This window comes from Parasphingomonas caseinilytica, from assembly GCF_036663755.1.
In the GTDB taxonomy this organism is placed as follows: Bacteria; Pseudomonadota; Alphaproteobacteria; order Sphingomonadales; family Sphingomonadaceae; genus Sphingomonas.
Genome location: NZ_JAXOJL010000001.1, coordinates 1,324,343 through 1,342,527, shown reverse-complemented (window position 1 = coordinate 1,342,527; position 18,185 = coordinate 1,324,343). Strand labels below are relative to the sequence as shown.

The following is an 18,185-nucleotide window of genomic DNA, read 5'->3' as shown; positions in this document are numbered from 1 at the left end:
TCCACCCCAGCCTCTTTATGCCCTGCGTCCAGCGTTATTTGGCGTCGGCGATTTCAGCCTTGCCCTTCTTGCGCGGCTTCTTGGGCGCGGCGGGCGTGATCTCGAACGACAATGCGCCGTCCTTCATCTTCACCGTCACCTCGCCGCCATGGACCAGCTTGCCGAACAGCAATTCCTCGGCCAGCGGCTGCTTGATCTTCTCCTGGATCAGGCGGCCCATCGGCCTCGCGCCATAGAGCTTGTCATAACCCTTGGCGGTGAGCCACGTCTTCGATTCGTCGTCCAGATTGATGTGCACGTTGCGGTCGGCCAGCTGCAGTTCGAGCTGCAGGATGAACTTGTCGACCACGCGGGCGACCACTTCGGTCGGCAGATAACCGAACGGAACGATCGCATCGAGGCGGTTGCGGAATTCCGGCGTGAACATCTTCTGCACCGCCTGCTCGTCCTCGCCCTCGCGGCTGAGCTGCCCGAAGCCCAATGTCTCGCGCGCCATGTCGGATGCGCCGGCATTGGTCGTCATGATCAGGATGACGTTGCGGAAATCCACCGTCTTGCCGTGCTGGTCGGTCAAACGGCCATTGTCCATCACCTGCAACAGGATGTTGAACAGGTCCGGATGCGCCTTCTCGATCTCGTCGAGCAGCAGCACCGAATGCGGCTGCTGGTCGATCGCATCGGTCAGCAACCCGCCCTGATCGAACCCGACATAGCCCGGAGGCGCACCGATCAGCCGGCTGACCGAATGGCGCTCCATATATTCCGACATGTCGAAGCGCTGGAGCGGAATGCCCATGATCGAGGCAAGCTGCTTGGCGACTTCCGTCTTGCCGACACCCGTAGGGCCGGTGAACAGATAGTTGCCGATCGGCTTTTCCGGATCGCGAAGACCGGCACGCGACAGCTTGATCGCCGATGCCAGCTTCTCGATCGCGACATTCTGCCCGAACACGACGCGCTTCAGATCGGTTTCGAGCGATTCCAGCGCCTTCGTGTCGTCGGTCGAAACCGATTTCGGCGGAATGCGCGCCATGGTCGCGATCACCTGTTCGATCTCGCGCGTGGTGATCGTCTTCTTGCGCTTGTTCGGCGGCACCAGCATCTGCATCGCGCCGACCTCGTCGATCACGTCGATCGCCTTGTCCGGCAGCTTGCGGTCGTTGATGTAGCGCGCGCTGAGTTCCACCGCCGACTTGATCGCGTCCGGCGTGTATTTCACCTTGTGATGGTTCTCGAACGCGGAGCGCAAACCGGCCAGGATCTTGATCGTATCCTCGATCGTCGGTTCGTTGACGTCGATCTTCTGGAAGCGCCGCAGCAACGCGCGGTCCTTCTCGAAGTGGTTGCGGAACTCCTTGTAGGTGGTCGAGCCGATGCAACGGATCGTGCCGCCCGACAAAGCGGGCTTCAGCAGGTTCGAGGCATCCATCGCACCGCCGCTGGTCGCGCCAGCGCCGATCACGGTGTGGATCTCGTCGATGAACAGGATCGCGTCGGGCAGCTTTTCGAGTTCGTTGACGACCGCCTTCAGCCGCTCCTCGAAATCGCCGCGATAGCGCGTGCCGGCCAGCAATGCGCCCATGTCGAGCGAATAGATCACCGCCGGCAACAGCACCTCAGGCACATCGCCCTCGATGATCTTGCGCGCCAGGCCCTCCGCGATCGCGGTCTTGCCCACGCCGGGATCGCCGACATATAGCGGATTGTTCTTCGAACGACGGCACAGGATCTGGATCGTGCGATCCACCTCCGGCCCGCGACCGATCAGCGGATCGACCTTGCCGTTCTTGGCCTTCTCGTTGAGATCGACGGTGAACTGCTTGAGCGCGCTTTCGCTCTTGCCCTTCTCCTGCCCCTTGGCCGGCTTCTCTTCCTCGGCACCCTTCACTTCGCGGGTTTCGGGAGCCGCGCCACCCTTGCCGACGCCGTGGCTGATGAAGCTGACGGCATCCAGGCGGCTCATATCCTGCTGCTGCAGGAAATAGACGGCGTAGCTCTCGCGTTCGCTGAACAAAGCGACCAGCACGTTCGCACCGGTCACTTCGTCGCGGCCCGACGATTGCACATGCAGGATCGCGCGCTGCACGACGCGCTGGAAGCCGGAGGTCGGCGACGGATCGGTCGCGGCATCCACCTTCAGGGCTTCCAGCTCGGTATCGAGATAATGGCCGACCGTGGCCTTCAGCTCTTCGAGTTCGACGCCGCAGGAGATCATCACCTTGCTGGCATGTTCGTCGTCGATCAGCGCGAGCAGCAGATGTTCGAGCGTCGCATATTCGTGGCGCCGCGACGATGCGGCTTCGAGCGCCTTGTGGAGCGTGGTTTCCAGCGCGGAGGCGAAAGATGGCATTTCGAAGGTTCTCCAAGCGGGGCCGCAAACGACGAGCGGCCCTTTTTTCCTATGTTGGAAGGCAGGCCGCCCGCATCAAGCACTTGAAAATCGCGACGCCCTTTCCTCCCGGCTGGTCCGGAGCGGCCGACGCGTTCAAGCTTATCTCTTGAATAGGCCGTCTGCGCTTGCGCGGTGATTAACTGCGCGTTCTTTTTTTCCGCGCGTCCGGTCTATCTCGGCCTCCAAGGCCGCAATCCTGGCATCCAATTCCGCCACCGACAGCGGATCGAGATCCTGCCGCACCAGCGTGGCCAGCGGATCATCGGATTTACCGGCGAAGTTCTCGTCCAGATCCATAGTCATGAAAGTTGACCCTGTGGCCTGCGATGTCAATAACGCAACCGCCGGTTTCCGGCCAACCAGGCGGGCATCATGACCGATATTCCCAAAACTATGCGCGCGATCGACCCCGAAGCGCCGGGCGGGCCCGACGTGCTGATCGTGGTGGAGCGCCCGGTGCCGGTGCCAAACGAGGGCGAAGTGCTGGTCCGCGTCGCCGCCGCCGGGGTCAACCGGCCCGAAGTGATGCAGCGCAAGGGCCTGTATCCGCCACCTCCGGGGGCGTCGTCGATCCTGGGCATGGAGATTTCCGGCACCATCGTCGCTGTGGGGGAGGGGGTGATGGCCGAAGTGGTCGGGCAGCCGGTCTGTGCGCTGATCACCGCCGGGGCCTATGCCGATTATGCCGTCGCCCCCTGGGGCCAGTGCCTGCCGGTGCCCGAGGCGCTGAGCATGGTCGAGGCGGCGGCGATGCCCGAGACATTGTTCACCGTGTGGACCAATCTGTTCGAGCGCGGTTACGCGGCGGAGGGCGATACGGTGCTGGTCCATGGCGGCACCAGCGGCATCGGCACGATGGCGATCGGCCTGTGCAACCTGTTCGGCGTGACCGTGATCGTGACGGCGGGCAGCGACGACAAATGCGCGGCGGCGAAGACGATCGGCGCGGATCACGCGATCAACTACAAGAGCGAGGATTTCGTCGCCCGTGTAAAGGAGATCACGGGTGGCAAGGGCGTGCAGGTCGTGCTCGACATGGTCGGCGGGGAGTATGTGCCGCGCAACCTGCAATGCCTGGCCGAGGATGGCCGCCACGTCTCGATCGCGGTGCAGGGCGGGATGACCGCGACGATCCCGCTGTTCGAGATCATGCGCCGCCGCCTGACCCTGACCGGATCGACGCTCCGCCCGCGCGACACCGCCTTCAAATCTCTCGTCGCCGACGAACTCGCCCGCACCGTCTGGCCGCACGTCGAAGCCGGTCGCCTGAAACCGGTGATCGACCACACCTTCCCGCTGGCTGAGGCGCCCGCGGCGCATGCGCGGATGGAGGCGGGCGACCATGTCGGCAAGATCGTGCTGGTGATGGAGTAGATTCGGGCACCGTCGGCTGATTCAACTAGACCCCGCGCCGCATCGCTCTATCCTATCGGCATGGGTCTGGGGGCATGATCGCATTTCTGATGGCGGCGGAGAATTTCGCCTTCGTCTCGGCGCTGTTGTTGATGGTGCTGATCGGTGTTGTGCAGGTCATCGGCCTGGGCATCGATACGCATGTCGATGCGCATCTCGATTCCCACCCCGATCTGCTGTCCTGGCTCGGCGTCGGGCGGCTGCCGCTGCTGATGCTGCTGGTCGTGTTCCTCGCGATCTTCGGCATGATCGGCCTGATCGGGCAGCAGGCGATCCATGACGCGACTGGCGATCTGCTCGCGCCGCTCCTTGCTATTCCCGCCGCAGCGGCGGCATCGCTGCCGCTAACCGGTTTCGCTGCGCGCGTGCTGGCGCGCATCCTGCCGCACGATCATACGACGGCGATAGACCTCGACGATCTGGTCGGTGAGGCTGCACGCATCGTCACGGGTCGCGCCGCCACCGGATCGCCGGCGCGTGCGCGGGTCGAGGATCGGCATGGCCAGGCGCATTACGTGATGGTCGAGCCCAACAATCCGGCCGAAATATTCGACGAAGGTGAGACGATCTTAATCGTCCGCCGCGAAGGTCAACTCTTCCGCGCCATCTCCCGTGGCGACCATCGCCTGCCGCAAATCGGAGTCTAAACTTCATGACCGAAGTCGCCACGCAGACCGGATCGGTCATGCCCTATCTCATCTATTCGGGTAGCGCTTTGGTCGCCTTGCTCGTGCTCGGCCTGATCCTTGCCAAGCTCTACAAGCGGGCGTCGAAAGAGGTCGGGTTCGTGCGCACCGGCTTCGGTGGCGAGAAGGTCGTGATCAACGGTGGCGCGCTCGTCCTGCCGGTGTTTCACGAGACGATGCCGGTGAACATGAACACCGTGCGGCTCGCGGTGGAGCGCAAGAACACCGATGCGCTGATCACGCTCGATCGCCTGCGCATCGACGTGAAGGCCGAATTCTACGTCCGCGTTCGTCCCGATGCGCAGGCGATCGCCACTGCCGCACAGACGCTCGGCATGCGCACGATGCACCCGGATGCGCTGAAGGAGCTGGTCGAGGGCAAGTTCGTCGATGCGTTGCGTTCTGTCGCGGCCGGCATGACGATGAACCAGTTGCACGAACAGCGCGCCGATTTCGTCCAGAAGGTGCAGCAGGTGTCGTCCGCCGATCTGGCGATGAACGGTCTGGAACTGGAATCCGTCTCGCTCACCGGGCTGGATCAGACGTCGATCGAGCATTTCAACGCCAACAACGCCTTCGACGCCGAGGGCCTGACCAAGCTGACCGAGCAGATCCAGCTGCGCAAGAAGGCGCGTAACGATATCGAGCAGGATACGCGCATCCAGATGGAAACGAAGAATCTGGAGGCCGAACGGCAATCCTTCCTGATCGGGCGCGACACCGAATTTGCCCGGCTGGAACAGGAACGCGAGATCGAACTGAAGCGGGCAGGGCAGGCGTCCGAGGTCGCGCGCGAACAGGCGCTGCGCACGCGCGAGGCGGATCAGGCGCGGATCGAGGCCAAGCAGCAGGTCGATAGTTCGCAGATCCAGGCCGACCGCGCCGTGAAGGAAGCGCAGATTGCCCAGGAACAGGCGTTGGAACTCGCGCGGCAGGAGCAGGAGATCGCAGTTCAGAACAAGAGCCGCGAGGAAAGCCAGGCCCGCGCCGAGGCGGACAAGGCCCGCGCCAGCGCGGTCGCCGCCGAGGAACAGGTCGGCACCGCGCGTGAGACCGAGATCGCCGAGCGCCAGAAGCGCATCGAGCTGATCGACGCCTCGCGCGAGGCGGAGCGCGCCGCGATCGGCATCAAGGTGCAGGCCGAAGCGGAGAAGCAGGCCGCTACCGATCGCGCGGAGGCGGTGCTGGAAACCGCGCGCGGCGAGGCGGAAGCGGCCAAGCTGAAGGCCGATGCCGACCGCGTCCGCTTCGAGGTCGAGGCGGCGGGCCAGCGCGCGGTGAACGAGGCGTCGAACATCCTGTCGTCCGATCAGGTGTCGCTGACCACCAAGCTGGCGCTGCTCAAGGTGCTGCCGGAATTGATCCGCGAGGCGGCCAAGCCGATGGAATCGATCGACAGCATCCGTATCGTGCAGGTCGACGGCATCACCGGCGGCGGTGGCGCATCGGGCGGGTCGGTTGAGGGTGGCGGCGACGGCAACCTCGCCAATTCCGCCGTCTCGGCCGCGCTGAAATATCGCGCGCAGGCACCGTTGATCGACGGGCTGATGAAGGAACTCGGGCTGGACGGCTCCTCGCTCGATACGCTGGTGCGATCGGGCACGGTTGTCATGCCGAAGGTGCCGCCGGTGGCGACGGCGAAGGCGGGCTAAGCAAGGGCGAGCTGGAAGAAGCGATGGTGCAAAACCCCTCCGTCATCCCCGCGAAGGCGGGGATCCCGCTTCTTCTTCCTTCCTTCGGTATCGTGACCCCGCAATAAGATGCGAAAAGGCGGCTGGGTCTACATACTCGCCGACCGTTACCGTGGTACAATCTATACCGGCGTCACCGCCAACATCGAAGCCCGCAGCTTCCAGCATGCGACCGCAACTGGCTCCGAATTCTGCAAGAAGTACGGCATCACCCGGCTCGTCTACGCCGATTTCGCCGAAGACATCACCGATGCGATCGCGCGCGAAAAGGCGATGAAGAAATGGCGCCGCGCGTGGAAGATCAGGCTGATCGAGCAGGCCAATCCGGATTGGCGCGACCTGTTCGACACGCTCTGACCGCCGAGCAGAAGCGGGATCCCCGCTTTCGCGGGGATGACGGGGGTGGTTCATGTGCTCTCGTAATCCCCGCGAAGGCGGGGATCCCGCTGCCTAGCCCCGCATTCCGAAGAGAAGCGTGACCTTCCCACGAGCGATCCCGCTACAGAACTGCAACATCCCCGCGATGCTGCTGTAACAATCCGCGCGCATAGCTCGTCACCGTTGGGGTAACCTGAACGGGGCAAGCGGCATGAACGTCGTCACCAGTATTTCCGCCACCGCGATCGCCGGGGCGTCGCTCGGCGACTTCGCCGATTTCGCCAATTCCGCGCCGGCCATTCCGGAGCGGCTGGTCGGCGGGCGGCCGCAGTTCCGGACGATCTGGATCTCCGACATCCATCTCGGCACGCGTGGCTGCAATGCCGATATGCTGATCGACTTCCTCGATCATGTGGACAGCGAGACGATGTATCTGGTCGGCGACATAGTCGATGGCTGGCGGCTGAAGAAGAAGTTCTACTGGCCGACCGCGCACAACGACGTCGTCTGGCGGCTGCTGAAGCGCGCGCGGCGCGGCACGCGCGTGGTCTATATCCCCGGCAATCATGACGAGGTGTTCCGCCAGTTCACCGGGCTCGATTTCGGCGGCGTGGAGATCGTGCGCCAGGCGATCCACGAGACCGCCGACGGTCGCCGCCTGCTCGTGTTGCATGGCGATGAATTCGACGCGATCACGCTGGCGCATCGCTGGCTCGCGCATGTCGGAGACGTCGCGTACAATCTGCTGATGGCGCTCAATCGCGCCCTGAATGCGTATCGCCGCGTCTTCAACCTGCCCTATTGGTCGCTCAGCAAGCACGCCAAGGCCAAGGTCAAGAAATCGGTCGAGTTCATCTCGAACTATGAAGAGGTCGTGGCGCAGGCGGCGGCGCATCGCGGCGTGGACGGCGTGGTCTGCGGCCACATCCACACCGCCGAATATCGCGAGATCGGCGGCATCCAATATTATAATGATGGCGATTGGGTCGAGGGCTGCACCGCTCTGGTCGAGCATTTCGACGGGCAGATGGAAATCCTCCACTGGGCCGACGAAATCGCCGCGAGGGAAAGCGACGCGCCCGCCCAATTGCTCGCGGCTTGAGCGGCGTGCGCATCGCCATCGTCACCGACGCGTGGAGCCCGCAGGTCAACGGCGTCGTGCGCACGTTGCAGGCGGTGAGCGGGGAATTGCGGCGGCAGGGGCATGAGGTGCTGGTCGTCTCGCCCGATCTGTTCCATTCGATCCCGTGCCCGACCTACCCGGAGATCCGCCTCGCCTTCGCGCGCACCGGCGCGGTGGCGCGATTGCTGGAGGATTTTGGGCCGCACGCGATCCATCTCGCGACCGAAGGGCCGGTGTGCATCGCCGCGCGGCGCTGGTGCCTGGCGCGCGCCTTTCCGTTCACCACCGCCTATCACACGCAATTCCCCGATTATATCGCGGCGCGGACCGGGCTGAACCCGGAATGGATCTGGCGCTACATCCGCTGGTTCCATGATCCGGCCCAGGCGATTCTGGCCTCCACCGCCTCGATCGCCGCCACCCTGGGCACGCACGGCCTGCACCATACGCGGCATTGGGGCCGGGGCGTGGACCTCGCGCAATTTCACCCCGGCGTCGTGCCCGATCCGCAGATCGCCGCGCTGCCCGGCCCGGTGCAGCTCTATGTCGGGCGCATCGCGGTGGAAAAGAATATCGAGGCGTTTCTCGACAGCGCGCATCCCGGCAGCAAGGTGGTGGTCGGCGACGGCCCGGCCCGCGCCGCGCTGGCGGCGAAATATCCGGACGCACATTTCCTCGGCCCCCGCTACGGCGCGGACCTGGCCGCCGCTTATGCCGCCGCCGACGTGTTCGTCTTCCCCAGCCGCACCGACACGTTCGGGCTGGTGATGATCGAGGCGTTGGCCTGCGGCACGCCGGTCGCGGCCTATCCCGTCACCGGGCCGGTCGACGTGTTGACCGAACGGACCGGCGCGATGGACGAGGATCTCGATATGGCGATCGCCCGCGCGCTGACGCTCAACCGCACGGCGTGCGCGCGCTACGGATCGGGCTTCACCTGGGCGGCGAGCGCGCGCCAGTTCCTCGACGCGCTGGTCCCGGCGTTCGAACGCGAGACGCTGGCTGCCTGAGGGTCAGTAGACGTACCCCCGATACTTACCTTGCCACTGGCCGTCATTGGCCCTAGATCAGGGGCTACACGCGGCCGCTCCGAAAGGGGCGGCCCTTATTGTTTCTAAGGAGTTTCTCCGTGGCCCAGCCGCTCATGCCGCATGCGACCGCTTCCTGGCTGGTCGACAACACCGCGCTCTCGTTCGAACAGATCGCAGAATTCTGCGGCCTGCACATCCTCGAGATCCAGGCAATCGCCGACGATACCGCCGCGACGAAGCTGACCGGTCGCGATCCGATCCGCGCGCATGAACTGACGCAGGACGAGATCGACAAGGGCCAGGCCGATCCCGATTACACGCTGAAGATCATCAAGGGCCCCGAGCAGGTCCGCCGCACCAAGGGCCCGCGCTACACGCCGGTGTCTAAGCGTTCGGACAAGCCGGACGGCATCTCGTGGATCATCCGCAACCACCCGGAAATCACCGACGGCGCGATCGGCAACCTGATCGGCACCACGCGCACGACGATCGCCGCGATCCGTGACCGCAGCCACTGGAACATCGCCAACATCACCCCGAAGGATCCGGTCACGCTGGGCCTGACGACGCAGCGCGAGCTGGACGCGGCAGTGGCCAAGGCCGGCAAGGCGGCGGGCCTCGAACCGGTGGTCGACACCCGCCTCGACGGCGACCGCGAGGCGCTGATCGCCGAACTCCGCCAGCAGCGCGCGCAGGCCGCGATCGACGCGGAAGCGGTGGAAGCCGGCGAAAGCGCGCCGGTGGAGCGGACCGCGGAGAATTTGTTCAAGAGCTGAGCGTCTTCGCTATACTGTTCCCCGGCGCAGGCCGGGGTCCAGTCGCGAAGGTCGTGGAATGGAGAAGAGCGGCTTCGTCTATATAATGGCGAACGCGCGTAACGGCACGATCTACCTCGGCGTCACCAGCGATCTGCCACGCCGCGTATGCGAACATCGCACCGATGCGGTTCCCGGTTTCACGCGCAAATACCGATGCCATATGCTCGTCTGGTACGAAGCCTATGATGGCATCGAGGAAGCCCGGCAGCGCGAACTTCGTATGAAGGATTGGCGAAGGGCGTGGAAGATTCGAGAAATCGAAGGCATGAACCCCGACTGGGCCGACCTGTACGATAGTATCGTTTAGTTCCCCGGCGAAGGCCGGGGTCCAGTAGCGAAACAGTCGATTGTCGTCGTTGCGCCCGGTTTACTTCGGCCTTCGCCACTGGACCCCGGCCTTCGCCGGGGAACAAGTTGGCTTCCGTCTATTCCGTTGCTACTCGCAACCGATGTCAACGAAAACCGACGCCGCCTTCGTCCCCGACGACAGCTTCACCGCCACCAGCCATAAAGGCCTGACCTATCCCTTCGGCGGTGCGGAGCCGGCGGATGGCGACATCATGGCGATCGTCCCGGGCCTTGATTGGGTGCGCCTGCGCGTTCCGGGGCCGCTCAAGCACGTCAATTGCTGGCTGCTCGCGGATGCGGACGCGCGGGGCGAGGGCGTCGCGCTGATCGATACCGGCATGAACACCGATGAGGCGCGCGCGGCGTGGAAGGCGGTGTTCAAGGGGTCGATGTCGGGCGTCCGCGTCACGAAGATGATCGGCACGCATTTCCATCCCGATCATATCGGACTGGCGGGCTGGATGTGCGACCATCACGATGCGCCGCTGCTGATGACGCGCGGCGAGTGGCTGACGGCGCGGATGCTGGTCGCCGATGCGCGTGACGGGGTGCCCGACGATATGCTCGCCTTCTGGCGCGCCGCCGGTTGGGATGACGGGCAGATCGCGCATGCCAAGGAACGCGGCTGGGCCGGGTTCCGCCGCATCGTCACGCCACTGCCGCTCGGCTTCACCCGTTTGATCGAGGGCGATACGCTGAGCATCGGCGGGCAGGATTGGCGCATCGTGGTCGGTTCCGGCCACAGCCCGGAACATGCGTGCCTGCTGAACGAGGCGGCGGGTATCCTGATCGCCGGCGATCAGGTGTTGCCACGGATCAGCCCGAACGTGTCGCTGGGCGTGACCGAGCCGAACGCCGATCCGCTGGGCGAATGGTTCGCCTCGATCGCGAAGCTGAAGACGTTGCCGGACAGCCTGCTAGTCTTGCCCGGTCATGGCGATCCGTTCACCGGCCTGCACACGCGGCTCGATGCGATGGACCGCGAGCATCGCGAACGGCTCGACGAGCTTCATGCATTCCTGGGAGACGGCAAGCGCGGCATCGACGTGTTCGGTCGCCTGTTCCGCCGCGCCATTGGCCCGGACATGCTCGGCATGGCGACCGGCGAGGCGCTCGCGCATCTGCGTCGGCTGGAGGTCGAAGGGCGGGCGGTGAAGGATGCGCGCGACGGGGTGTGGTGGTATCGGGCGGTGTGATCTCAACTATCTGTTCCCCGGCGAAGGCCGGGGTCCAGTTACGAGAGTGGACATTACGAATGGCAGAACTCCATTACATCGACCTTCGCGACTGGACCCCGGCCTACGCCGGGGAACGGCTTGGGTTCTGTGTCGCGACACGCTAGCCTTGGCCCCAACGCCGCCAGGCGAATCATCAGGAGAGTCCGAATGTGCGACGAGCATACCGCCGAGGATAACGAAGCCTTCCTTTCGGGCCTCTCCCGCCGCCAGTTCGGTGCCGCCGCCGGCGCGGTCGGCCTCGCGATGCTGCTGCCCAGCCCGGCCAATGCCGCCACCGTCAGCGGCAGGAACGTCTCGATCAAGACGCCCGACGGCGTCGCCGATTGCTGGTTCGTCGCTCCCACCACCGGCAAGCATCCCGCTGTGCTCGTCTGGCCCGACATCATGGGCCTGCGCCCGGCCTTCCAGCAGATGGGCAAGCGGCTCGCCGAATCCGGTTATGCCGTGCTGGTCGTCAACCAATTCTACCGCAGCACGAAAGCGCCGTTCCTCAAACCCGGCGAAAGCTTCGACCAGCCCGAGATCCGCGCCAAGATCATGCCGTGGCGCACGCCGCTGACCACCGAGGCGACGACGCGCGATGCGCGTGCCTTCACCGATTTCCTCGACAAGCAGAAATCGGTCGATACGAAGCGCGGCATGGCCAGCACCGGCTATTGCATGGGCGGGCCGATGACGATGATCACCGCCGCGCTGCGCCCGGATCGCATCCGCGCCGGGGCCTCGTTCCACGGCGGCGGCCTCGTCACCGACAAGCCGGACAGCCCGCATCTGATGGTGCCCAAGATGAAGGCGTCGTATCTGTTCGCCATCGCCGAGAATGACGATGCCCGCGCCCCGGCCGACAAGGAAAAGCTGCGCGAGGCGTTCAAGGAAGCCAAGCTGCCGGCCGAGATCGAGGTCTATACCGGCACGATGCACGGCTGGTGCCCGCCCGACAGCAAGGTCTACAATGCCGCGCAGGCCGACAAGGCGTGGGGCCGGATGCTCGCTCTGTTCGAAAAATCGCTCTGATCAGGAGGATCGCACGATGGCTCTCACCTTCTACACCAATCCGATGTCGCGTGGCCGCATCGCGCGCTGGATGATCGAGGAAACCGGCGCCGAATACGACACGGTGATCCTCGATTACGCCGCCAGCATGAAGGGCGCGGACTATCTTGCGATCAACCCAATGGGCAAGGTTCCGGCGATCGTTCACGACGGCAAGGTGGTGACGGAGGGCGCGGCGATCTGCGCCTATCTGGCGGACGCTTTCCCGGATGCCGGCCTCGCCCCGCCGACGCACGATCGCGCCGATTATTACCGCTGGCTGTTCTTCGCGGCCGGGCCGACCGAACAGGCGATCACCGACAAGTCGATGGGCTTCGCGCCGACGGCGGATCAGGGCCGCATGGCCGGCTATGGCAATTTCGACCTGATGGTCGACGTGCTGGAAAAGGCGGTGTCGGCGCACGATTACATCGCCGGCGATCGCTTCACCGCAGCGGACGTCTATGTCGGCTCGCAGGTCGCCTGGGGCCTGATGTTCGGCAGCCTGCCCAAGCGCGATGCCTTCACCGCCTATGTCGCGCGGCTGACGGCGCGGCCGGCCTATAAGCGTGCCTCGGAGATCGACGATGAATTGATCCCCGCGCCCGCACCGACCGCATGAAGCCGTAACTCCGCAACGGTTTTTTAGCATTGCGGGCGCATGCTTTTTCTCATGGAAGACATGTACACGCTGGCGATCGATCGCAGCCGCCATTTGATCCAGATCGCACTGACCGGTTTCTGGCGCCCGGAGGCGACCGAGGCGTTTTGCGACGAAGTGCGTCATCAGATCGCTGCGCTCGGCACCGGCGCGGGTCAGCAGATGCTGCTATGCGATCTGACCAATGCGAACGTCGCGCCGGCCGAGACGATCGCCGTACTCGCGCACATCCTGGCCAACCCGTCGTTTGCTGGGATCAAGGTGCAGCGGATCGCCTTCTACACGCCGTCCGCATTGCTCAGGATGCAGATGGGCCGGGTGACCGGCGCGCGCAAAGGGGTTGCCGTGTTCGAAACCCGCGAGCTCGCGGAGACATGGTTGATGGAAGGAAGAGCAGTGGCGGCTTAATCGCCGCGCCACAATCTCCCCCCGCCTTCGCGGGGATGACGGAAAATTTCAGTCTTCGAGCAAAGCCGCCCGCCGCGCCGGCAGGTCCGCCATCACCGCCGCGCGCCATTCCGGTGTGCCCGAACTCCATGCGCCGATCTCGTCGATCGTGCGTGCGCATCCCAGGCAGAGGTCGCGCTCCTCGTCCAGCTCGCACACATTCACGCACGGACTGACGATCGCGACCACCGGTACGGCCTCGAAGCTGTCGTCGTCGCCCACGCGGAAGACGATCAGTCGACGGTCAGCTTGGCGTTCAGGAAGTTCGGCAGCGGGCCGTTCCAGCCGCCGTCATCGGGCGCATCCTGCTGCGGAATGCGGGCAGGGCGGACGGGCCGGTCGTCGCGAGGTTCGTTTCTCGCCGGGCGGCTGTCGCGCGGCGGCCGGACTGCGCGCTCCTCGCGAGCCGGGCGCTCCTCGCGCGCAGGCCGTTCGGCGCGTGCCGGCCGCTCTTCACGAGCGGGTCGGGCCTCACGCGGCGCACGCGGTGCGTCTTCGACCGGCGTGGCCGTCTCGACCGGCGCGGCCTTGGACACGGCCGGCTTGCGCCCACGGCGCGGTGCGCGCTCCTCGCGCGCCGCCGGGGCAGCGTCCGCCTCATCGTCCACCGCCACGGCATCGCTGGCGCCGTAGCGCTCGATCTTCATGCCGGTCAGCTTTTCGATATTCTGGATATTCTCGGCATCGTCCGGCGTCACGAAGGTGAAGGCGATGCCGGTCGCGCCCGCGCGGCCGGTGCGGCCGATGCGGTGGACGTAATCGTCCGGATGCCACGGCGCGTCATAGTTGAACACGTGGCTGACGCCCTTGATGTCGATTCCGCGCGCCGCGACGTCGGAGGCGACCAGCAGATTGATGTCGCCCTTCTTGAACCGCTCCAGTTCGGCGATGCGCTGCGATTGCTCCATGTCGCCGTGGATTTCGCCCGAGGCGAAGCCCGCGCGTTGCAGCGCCTTGTTCAGGTCGCGCACCGTGGTCTTGCGGTTGGAGAAGATGATCCCGGTCTTGACCTGTTCGGCGCGCAGCAGCGCCATCAATTTGTCGCGCTTCTTGGCACCCGATACCGGCACGACCCATTGCGTGATGTTGACGTTGGCCGTCGCGGGCCGCGCGACTTCGATCGTCTTGGGATTGTTCAGGAACTTGTCGGCGAGCTTCTTGATCGGCGGCGGCATCGTCGCGGAGAACAGCAGGGTCTGGCGGCTCTTGGGCAGCTTGGTGCAGATTTCCTCGATATCGGGAATGAAGCCCATGTCGAGCATCCGGTCCGCCTCGTCGATCACCAGCAGGTCGCAGCCGGTGAGCAGGATCTTGCCGCGCTGGAACAGGTCCATCAGCCGGCCCGGCGTTGCGATCAGCACGTCGACGCCCTTTTCCAGCGCCTTCTGCTGGTCGCCCATCGATACGCCGCCGATCAGCAGCGCCATCGAAAGCTTGTGATACTTGCCGTATTTCTCGAAATTCTCCGCCACCTGCGCGGCGAGTTCGCGCGTCGGCTCGAGGATCAACGAGCGCGGCATGCGCGCGCGGCTGCGGCCTTCGCCCAATATGTCGATCATCGGCAGCACGAAGGCGGCGGTCTTGCCCGTGCCGGTCTGCGCGATGGCGACCAGATCCTTCATCATCAGCACGGACGGAATCGCGCTCGCCTGAATCGGGGTAGGCTCGGTATAGCCGGATTCGCCGATGGCTTTCAAAAGCTGGTCGGAAAGGCCGAGATCGGCAAAAGTCATGCGGTGTCCGGAAATAAGGGCCTGGGCAACGCCGCCGGGCCAGCCGCCACGCGCTTGCGCAGGTACGCGCAAATGTCAAGTTTTACCGCCATGCAGCGGGTAGTATTCAGCGTTTAAGCTTCAGCTTCTTGAACGACGAAATCATGCAGGCCCGGCCGGATCGCGCCCGGATCACGTCGCGCTTGGCGCACATGCTGCCATCCGGCGCGGGCTTCAGATAGACGCCGGCATAGAAATCCAGCGCCGGGCAATCGTCGTCCAGCTTGGCGCGCAGCAACTGCCCGTCGATCAGCGCCAGGTCCACGCTGTCCTTGCGCGCGACGCCCGATCCGGCGAGCGTATCGAGCGCGACGCAGCGCGGCCCCTTATGCTCCTCCATCGCCGGCCGCACCGGCCGCGGCATCGGCATCGGCGCGCGGCTCATCGGCACCGGGATGCGGATCACGATGCGCTGGTGAACCGTCAACTGCGCCAGTTGCAGCCCGTCCATATCCTCCGACGGCCCGATCTCGCCGGGCAAGGCGGAACCGGGCAATGCGAGCAGCAGCAGCAGGGAGGGGATGAGGGGATTCGGCATGAACTTCCCATCGATACCCGAATTGCTTGAACGGCGGATGAATTATGGCGGGCTCTGCCACAATTGGCGGCATGGGAAGTGCGCCGGACCTGTCGCCGCCGCTTACACCCACGCAAGTAACGCGGAAGAAAAAGTCAAATTTCCGCGGTTGGCACGCTTCATGCTGAAGACGTCGCTAGCAATGAACCGTTTATGGGTTCTGACCGAGGGGACAATTTCATGCGCTTTTCCACTATGCTTTCCGCTACCGCCGCTGCGGCGGTCCTGTCCGTCACCGCGACCGCTGCTCAGGCCGCGATCCTGTTCGACAACGGCCCGGTCGTCACCGGCGGCGTGTCGATCCTCACCACGCCGGCCACGACGCTCGGCTTCGGGTCCAATGCTAGCGCGACGCTCGCCGATAACTTCACCATCAGCGGCGCCAGCTGGAACATCAGCTCGCTCGATTTCTACGGCTATCAGACGAACGCTGGCGGCTTCACTTTCACCAACGTGACGTGGAGCATCGTTTCCGGCACGAACGTGAACACCGGCACCGTGCTCGCTTCGGGCACTACCGCCGTAACCAATGCCGGTCTGGTCGGCTATCGTGCATCGAGCACGACGCCGACGGATCAGACGCGCGCCATCTACCGTATTAATGCCGACATCACCGACATCACTCTGGGTGCCGGCAACTACTTCGTCACCTGGGCATTGGCCGGCACGGCCGCGTCCGGTCCGTTCGTACCGCCGGTTGTGGGGTCGCAGGGCACGGGCAATGCGCTGCAGTCGCTGAGCGGCGCGGCCTACACGACGTTGACGGACGCCGGCAGCGGCCAGACGCTCGATGTTCCGTTCACGATCAACGGCACGGTCGCGGCATCGGCCGTGCCCGAGCCCGCCACCTGGGCGATGATGATCGGCGGTTTCGGCATGGTCGGCGGCGCGATGCGCAGCCGTCGCCGCAAGACCACGATCAGCTTCGCCTGATCCGCGCGACACGTTGGAATGCGAAAGCCGCCGGCCGGAAGGCTGGCGGCTTTTTACTGTGATGTTCGTCGCGCGTGCTGTGGCAGCGCGTCGGCCATCATGATATCGCGCGCGCTATGACCCCAGCGCAATCCCGCATGATCGAGGCCGTCCGCTCCGCGCTCGGCCCCAAGGCCGTCATCACCGATCCCGCCGCGATCGAGCCGTGGCAGAACGACTGGCGCGGACGCTATCACGGCACGACGCCCGCGATCCTCGCCCCCGATGACACCGCCGGCGTCGCCACTATCGTGCGGCTCGCCGCCGAACACCGCGTCGCTTTGGTGCCGCAGGGGGGCAACACCTCGATGGTCGGCGGCGCCACTCCGCCGGCGGATGGCAGCGCGCTGATCCTGTCGCTGCGCCGCCTGAACCGCATCCGCATGATCGATGCCGATAACAACCTCGCCATCGCGGACGCCGGGGTGATCCTGTCCGATCTGCACGATGCCGCGGTGGCCGCCGGCCGGCGCTTCCCGCTGACGCTGGGGGCGAAGGGCAGCGCGACGATCGGCGGCCTCGCCTCAACCAATGCCGGCGGCACGCAGGTGCTGCGCTTCGGCACGATGCGCGGGCTGATCGCTGGGGTCGAGGCGGTGCTGCCCGATGGCCTGATCCACGACGGTCTGTCGGCGCTCAAGAAGGATAATCGCGGCTACGATCTCAATCAGTTGCTGATCGGTGCGGAGGGGACGCTCGGCATCATCACCGCCGTCACGCTGCGCCTCGTCCCCGCCATCGCCGCGCGCGCCGTCGCCTGGGTCGGCCTCGCCAGCCCGGCCGATGCGCTCACTCTGCTGCGCCTGCTCGAAAGCCGGACGCAGGGAATCGAAAGCTTCGAACTCCTGCCCGACGATTCCCTCGCCGCCGTCCTGCGTCACGTGCCGCAGACCCGCGCACCGCTCGCCGGCCAACACCCCTGGCATGTCCTGATCGAAGCCGTCGCCACGGACCGCCACGACGAGCCACCCGCCACCCTGCTCGAACGCTTGCTCGCCCCCGCGCTCGAAACCGGCCTCATCGCCGACGCCACGATCGCCGCGAGCGAGGCGCAGGCCGAGGCGTTCTGGCGCATCCGCGATTCGATCTCCGAATCCGAACGCGCCACCGGCCCCGCCGCGCAGCACGACATCTCCGTGCCGGTCGCCGCCATGCCGCGCTTCATGGTCGAGGCGGCGGCGGCCTGCGACGCGCGCTTCCCCGGCACGCACGCCAGCGGCTTCGGCCATCTCGGCGACGGCAACGTGCATTTCCACGTCCGCGCGCCTTCCGGGGCGGATCCCGCCCGCTGGTACGCCGATCAGGCGCCGGACGTGACCCGCTTCGTCCACGATCTGGTCGTCGCGGCGGGCGGGTCGATCTCGGCCGAACACGGCATCGGGCAGATGAAGCTGAAGGAACTCGAACGCCTGTCCGCGCCGGCCCGGCTCGCGGCGTTGCGCGCGATCAAGGCGGGGCTCGACCCGCACGGTCTGATGAACCCGGGCAAGCTCATCTCCGTCCCCGTCCAAGACCTCGGCGCACTTGCGCCGGACGCCCCCACGCCATAGAGCCGAAGCCATTCGTCGCGGGGAGGGCCACGCGGCGCGAAAAAGATTTCGAGTGG

Annotated in this window: 19 protein-coding genes; 14 read left to right on the top strand and 5 right to left on the bottom strand. The window is 65.4% G+C overall.

Going from position 1 to position 18,185, the window contains the following annotated elements:
* Window positions 1-34: 34 nt before the first annotated feature.
* Window positions 35-2,350 (bottom strand): ATP-dependent Clp protease ATP-binding subunit ClpA, encoded by a 2,316-nt coding sequence (gene clpA, locus U1738_RS06400; protein ID WP_332788168.1) that lies wholly within the window; start codon window positions 2,348-2,350, stop codon window positions 35-37.
* 141 nt (window positions 2,351-2,491) lie between these two features.
* A complete protein-coding gene (locus tag U1738_RS06395; RefSeq protein WP_332788167.1) occupies window positions 2,492-2,689 on the bottom strand; it encodes a DUF1192 domain-containing protein in 198 nt (65 codons plus the stop codon).
* A 75-nt stretch (window positions 2,690-2,764) separates the two neighbouring features.
* Here U1738_RS06395 and U1738_RS06390 point away from each other — a divergent pair, with 75 nt between their 5' ends.
* The 12 genes from U1738_RS06390 to U1738_RS06335 all read left to right on the top strand — a co-directional run bounded on the left by U1738_RS06390 (window position 2,765) and on the right by U1738_RS06335 (window position 13,219).
* Complete coding sequence (locus tag U1738_RS06390; protein ID WP_332788166.1) at window positions 2,765-3,766, top strand: NAD(P)H-quinone oxidoreductase; 1,002 nt, start codon at window positions 2,765-2,767, stop codon at window positions 3,764-3,766.
* Window positions 3,767-3,840: 74 nt separating this feature from the next.
* Window positions 3,841-4,452, top strand: coding sequence for a YqiJ family protein (locus U1738_RS06385; RefSeq protein ID WP_332788165.1), 612 nt, complete (start codon window positions 3,841-3,843; stop codon window positions 4,450-4,452).
* 5 nt (window positions 4,453-4,457) lie between these two features.
* Window positions 4,458-6,143, top strand: coding sequence for a flotillin family protein (locus U1738_RS06380; RefSeq protein ID WP_332788164.1), 1,686 nt, complete (start codon window positions 4,458-4,460; stop codon window positions 6,141-6,143).
* Window positions 6,144-6,251: 108 nt separating this feature from the next.
* A complete protein-coding gene (locus tag U1738_RS06375) occupies window positions 6,252-6,539 on the top strand; it encodes a GIY-YIG nuclease family protein (protein WP_332788163.1) in 288 nt (95 codons plus the stop codon).
* A gap of 232 nt (window positions 6,540-6,771) precedes the next feature.
* On the top strand, window positions 6,772-7,662 hold the full coding sequence (locus U1738_RS06370; protein WP_332788162.1) for a UDP-2,3-diacylglucosamine diphosphatase: 891 nt from the start codon (window positions 6,772-6,774) through the stop codon (window positions 7,660-7,662).
* Window positions 7,663-7,667: 5 nt separating this feature from the next.
* Window positions 7,668-8,693 (top strand): glycosyltransferase family 4 protein, encoded by a 1,026-nt coding sequence (locus tag U1738_RS06365; RefSeq protein ID WP_332788233.1) that lies wholly within the window; start codon window positions 7,668-7,670, stop codon window positions 8,691-8,693.
* Window positions 8,694-8,812: 119 nt separating this feature from the next.
* Window positions 8,813-9,490, top strand: coding sequence for a cell cycle transcriptional regulator TrcR (locus tag U1738_RS06360; RefSeq protein WP_332788161.1), 678 nt, complete (start codon window positions 8,813-8,815; stop codon window positions 9,488-9,490).
* A 58-nt stretch (window positions 9,491-9,548) separates the two neighbouring features.
* Window positions 9,549-9,839 (top strand): GIY-YIG nuclease family protein, encoded by a 291-nt coding sequence (locus tag U1738_RS06355; RefSeq protein WP_332788160.1) that lies wholly within the window; start codon window positions 9,549-9,551, stop codon window positions 9,837-9,839.
* A 142-nt stretch (window positions 9,840-9,981) separates the two neighbouring features.
* Window positions 9,982-11,076, top strand: coding sequence for an MBL fold metallo-hydrolase (locus U1738_RS06350; RefSeq protein WP_332788159.1), 1,095 nt, complete (start codon window positions 9,982-9,984; stop codon window positions 11,074-11,076).
* Window positions 11,077-11,265: 189 nt separating this feature from the next.
* Window positions 11,266-12,132, top strand: a complete 867-nt coding sequence (locus tag U1738_RS06345; RefSeq protein WP_332788158.1) for a dienelactone hydrolase family protein — start codon at window positions 11,266-11,268, stop codon at window positions 12,130-12,132.
* Window positions 12,133-12,148: 16 nt separating this feature from the next.
* Window positions 12,149-12,772, top strand: coding sequence for a glutathione S-transferase family protein (locus U1738_RS06340; RefSeq protein ID WP_332788157.1), 624 nt, complete (start codon window positions 12,149-12,151; stop codon window positions 12,770-12,772).
* 51 nt (window positions 12,773-12,823) lie between these two features.
* Window positions 12,824-13,219 (top strand): hypothetical protein, encoded by a 396-nt coding sequence (locus tag U1738_RS06335; RefSeq protein ID WP_332788156.1) that lies wholly within the window; start codon window positions 12,824-12,826, stop codon window positions 13,217-13,219.
* Between the two features lie 48 nt (window positions 13,220-13,267).
* Here U1738_RS06335 and U1738_RS06330 read toward each other — a convergent pair whose 3' ends face one another.
* The 3 genes from U1738_RS06330 to U1738_RS06320 all read right to left on the bottom strand — a co-directional run bounded on the left by U1738_RS06330 (window position 13,268) and on the right by U1738_RS06320 (window position 15,568).
* Window positions 13,268-13,480 carry a DUF1289 domain-containing protein gene (locus U1738_RS06330; protein WP_332788155.1) on the bottom strand — a complete coding sequence of 71 codons (213 nt, stop codon included), beginning with the start codon at window positions 13,478-13,480 and terminating at the stop codon, window positions 13,268-13,270.
* Between the two features lie 11 nt (window positions 13,481-13,491).
* On the bottom strand, window positions 13,492-14,991 hold the full coding sequence (locus U1738_RS06325) for a DEAD/DEAH box helicase (protein ID WP_332788154.1): 1,500 nt from the start codon (window positions 14,989-14,991) through the stop codon (window positions 13,492-13,494).
* Window positions 14,992-15,097: 106 nt separating this feature from the next.
* Window positions 15,098-15,568 (bottom strand): hypothetical protein, encoded by a 471-nt coding sequence (locus tag U1738_RS06320; RefSeq protein ID WP_332788153.1) that lies wholly within the window; start codon window positions 15,566-15,568, stop codon window positions 15,098-15,100.
* Between the two features lie 219 nt (window positions 15,569-15,787).
* On the opposite strand from U1738_RS06320, the gene U1738_RS06315 reads away from it, so the two are divergent.
* Complete coding sequence (locus tag U1738_RS06315) at window positions 15,788-16,540, top strand: PEPxxWA-CTERM sorting domain-containing protein (RefSeq protein ID WP_332788152.1); 753 nt, start codon at window positions 15,788-15,790, stop codon at window positions 16,538-16,540.
* 137 nt (window positions 16,541-16,677) lie between these two features.
* Complete coding sequence (locus tag U1738_RS06310) at window positions 16,678-18,129, top strand: FAD-binding oxidoreductase (protein ID WP_332788151.1); 1,452 nt, start codon at window positions 16,678-16,680, stop codon at window positions 18,127-18,129.
* Window positions 18,130-18,185: the final 56 nt, after the last annotated feature.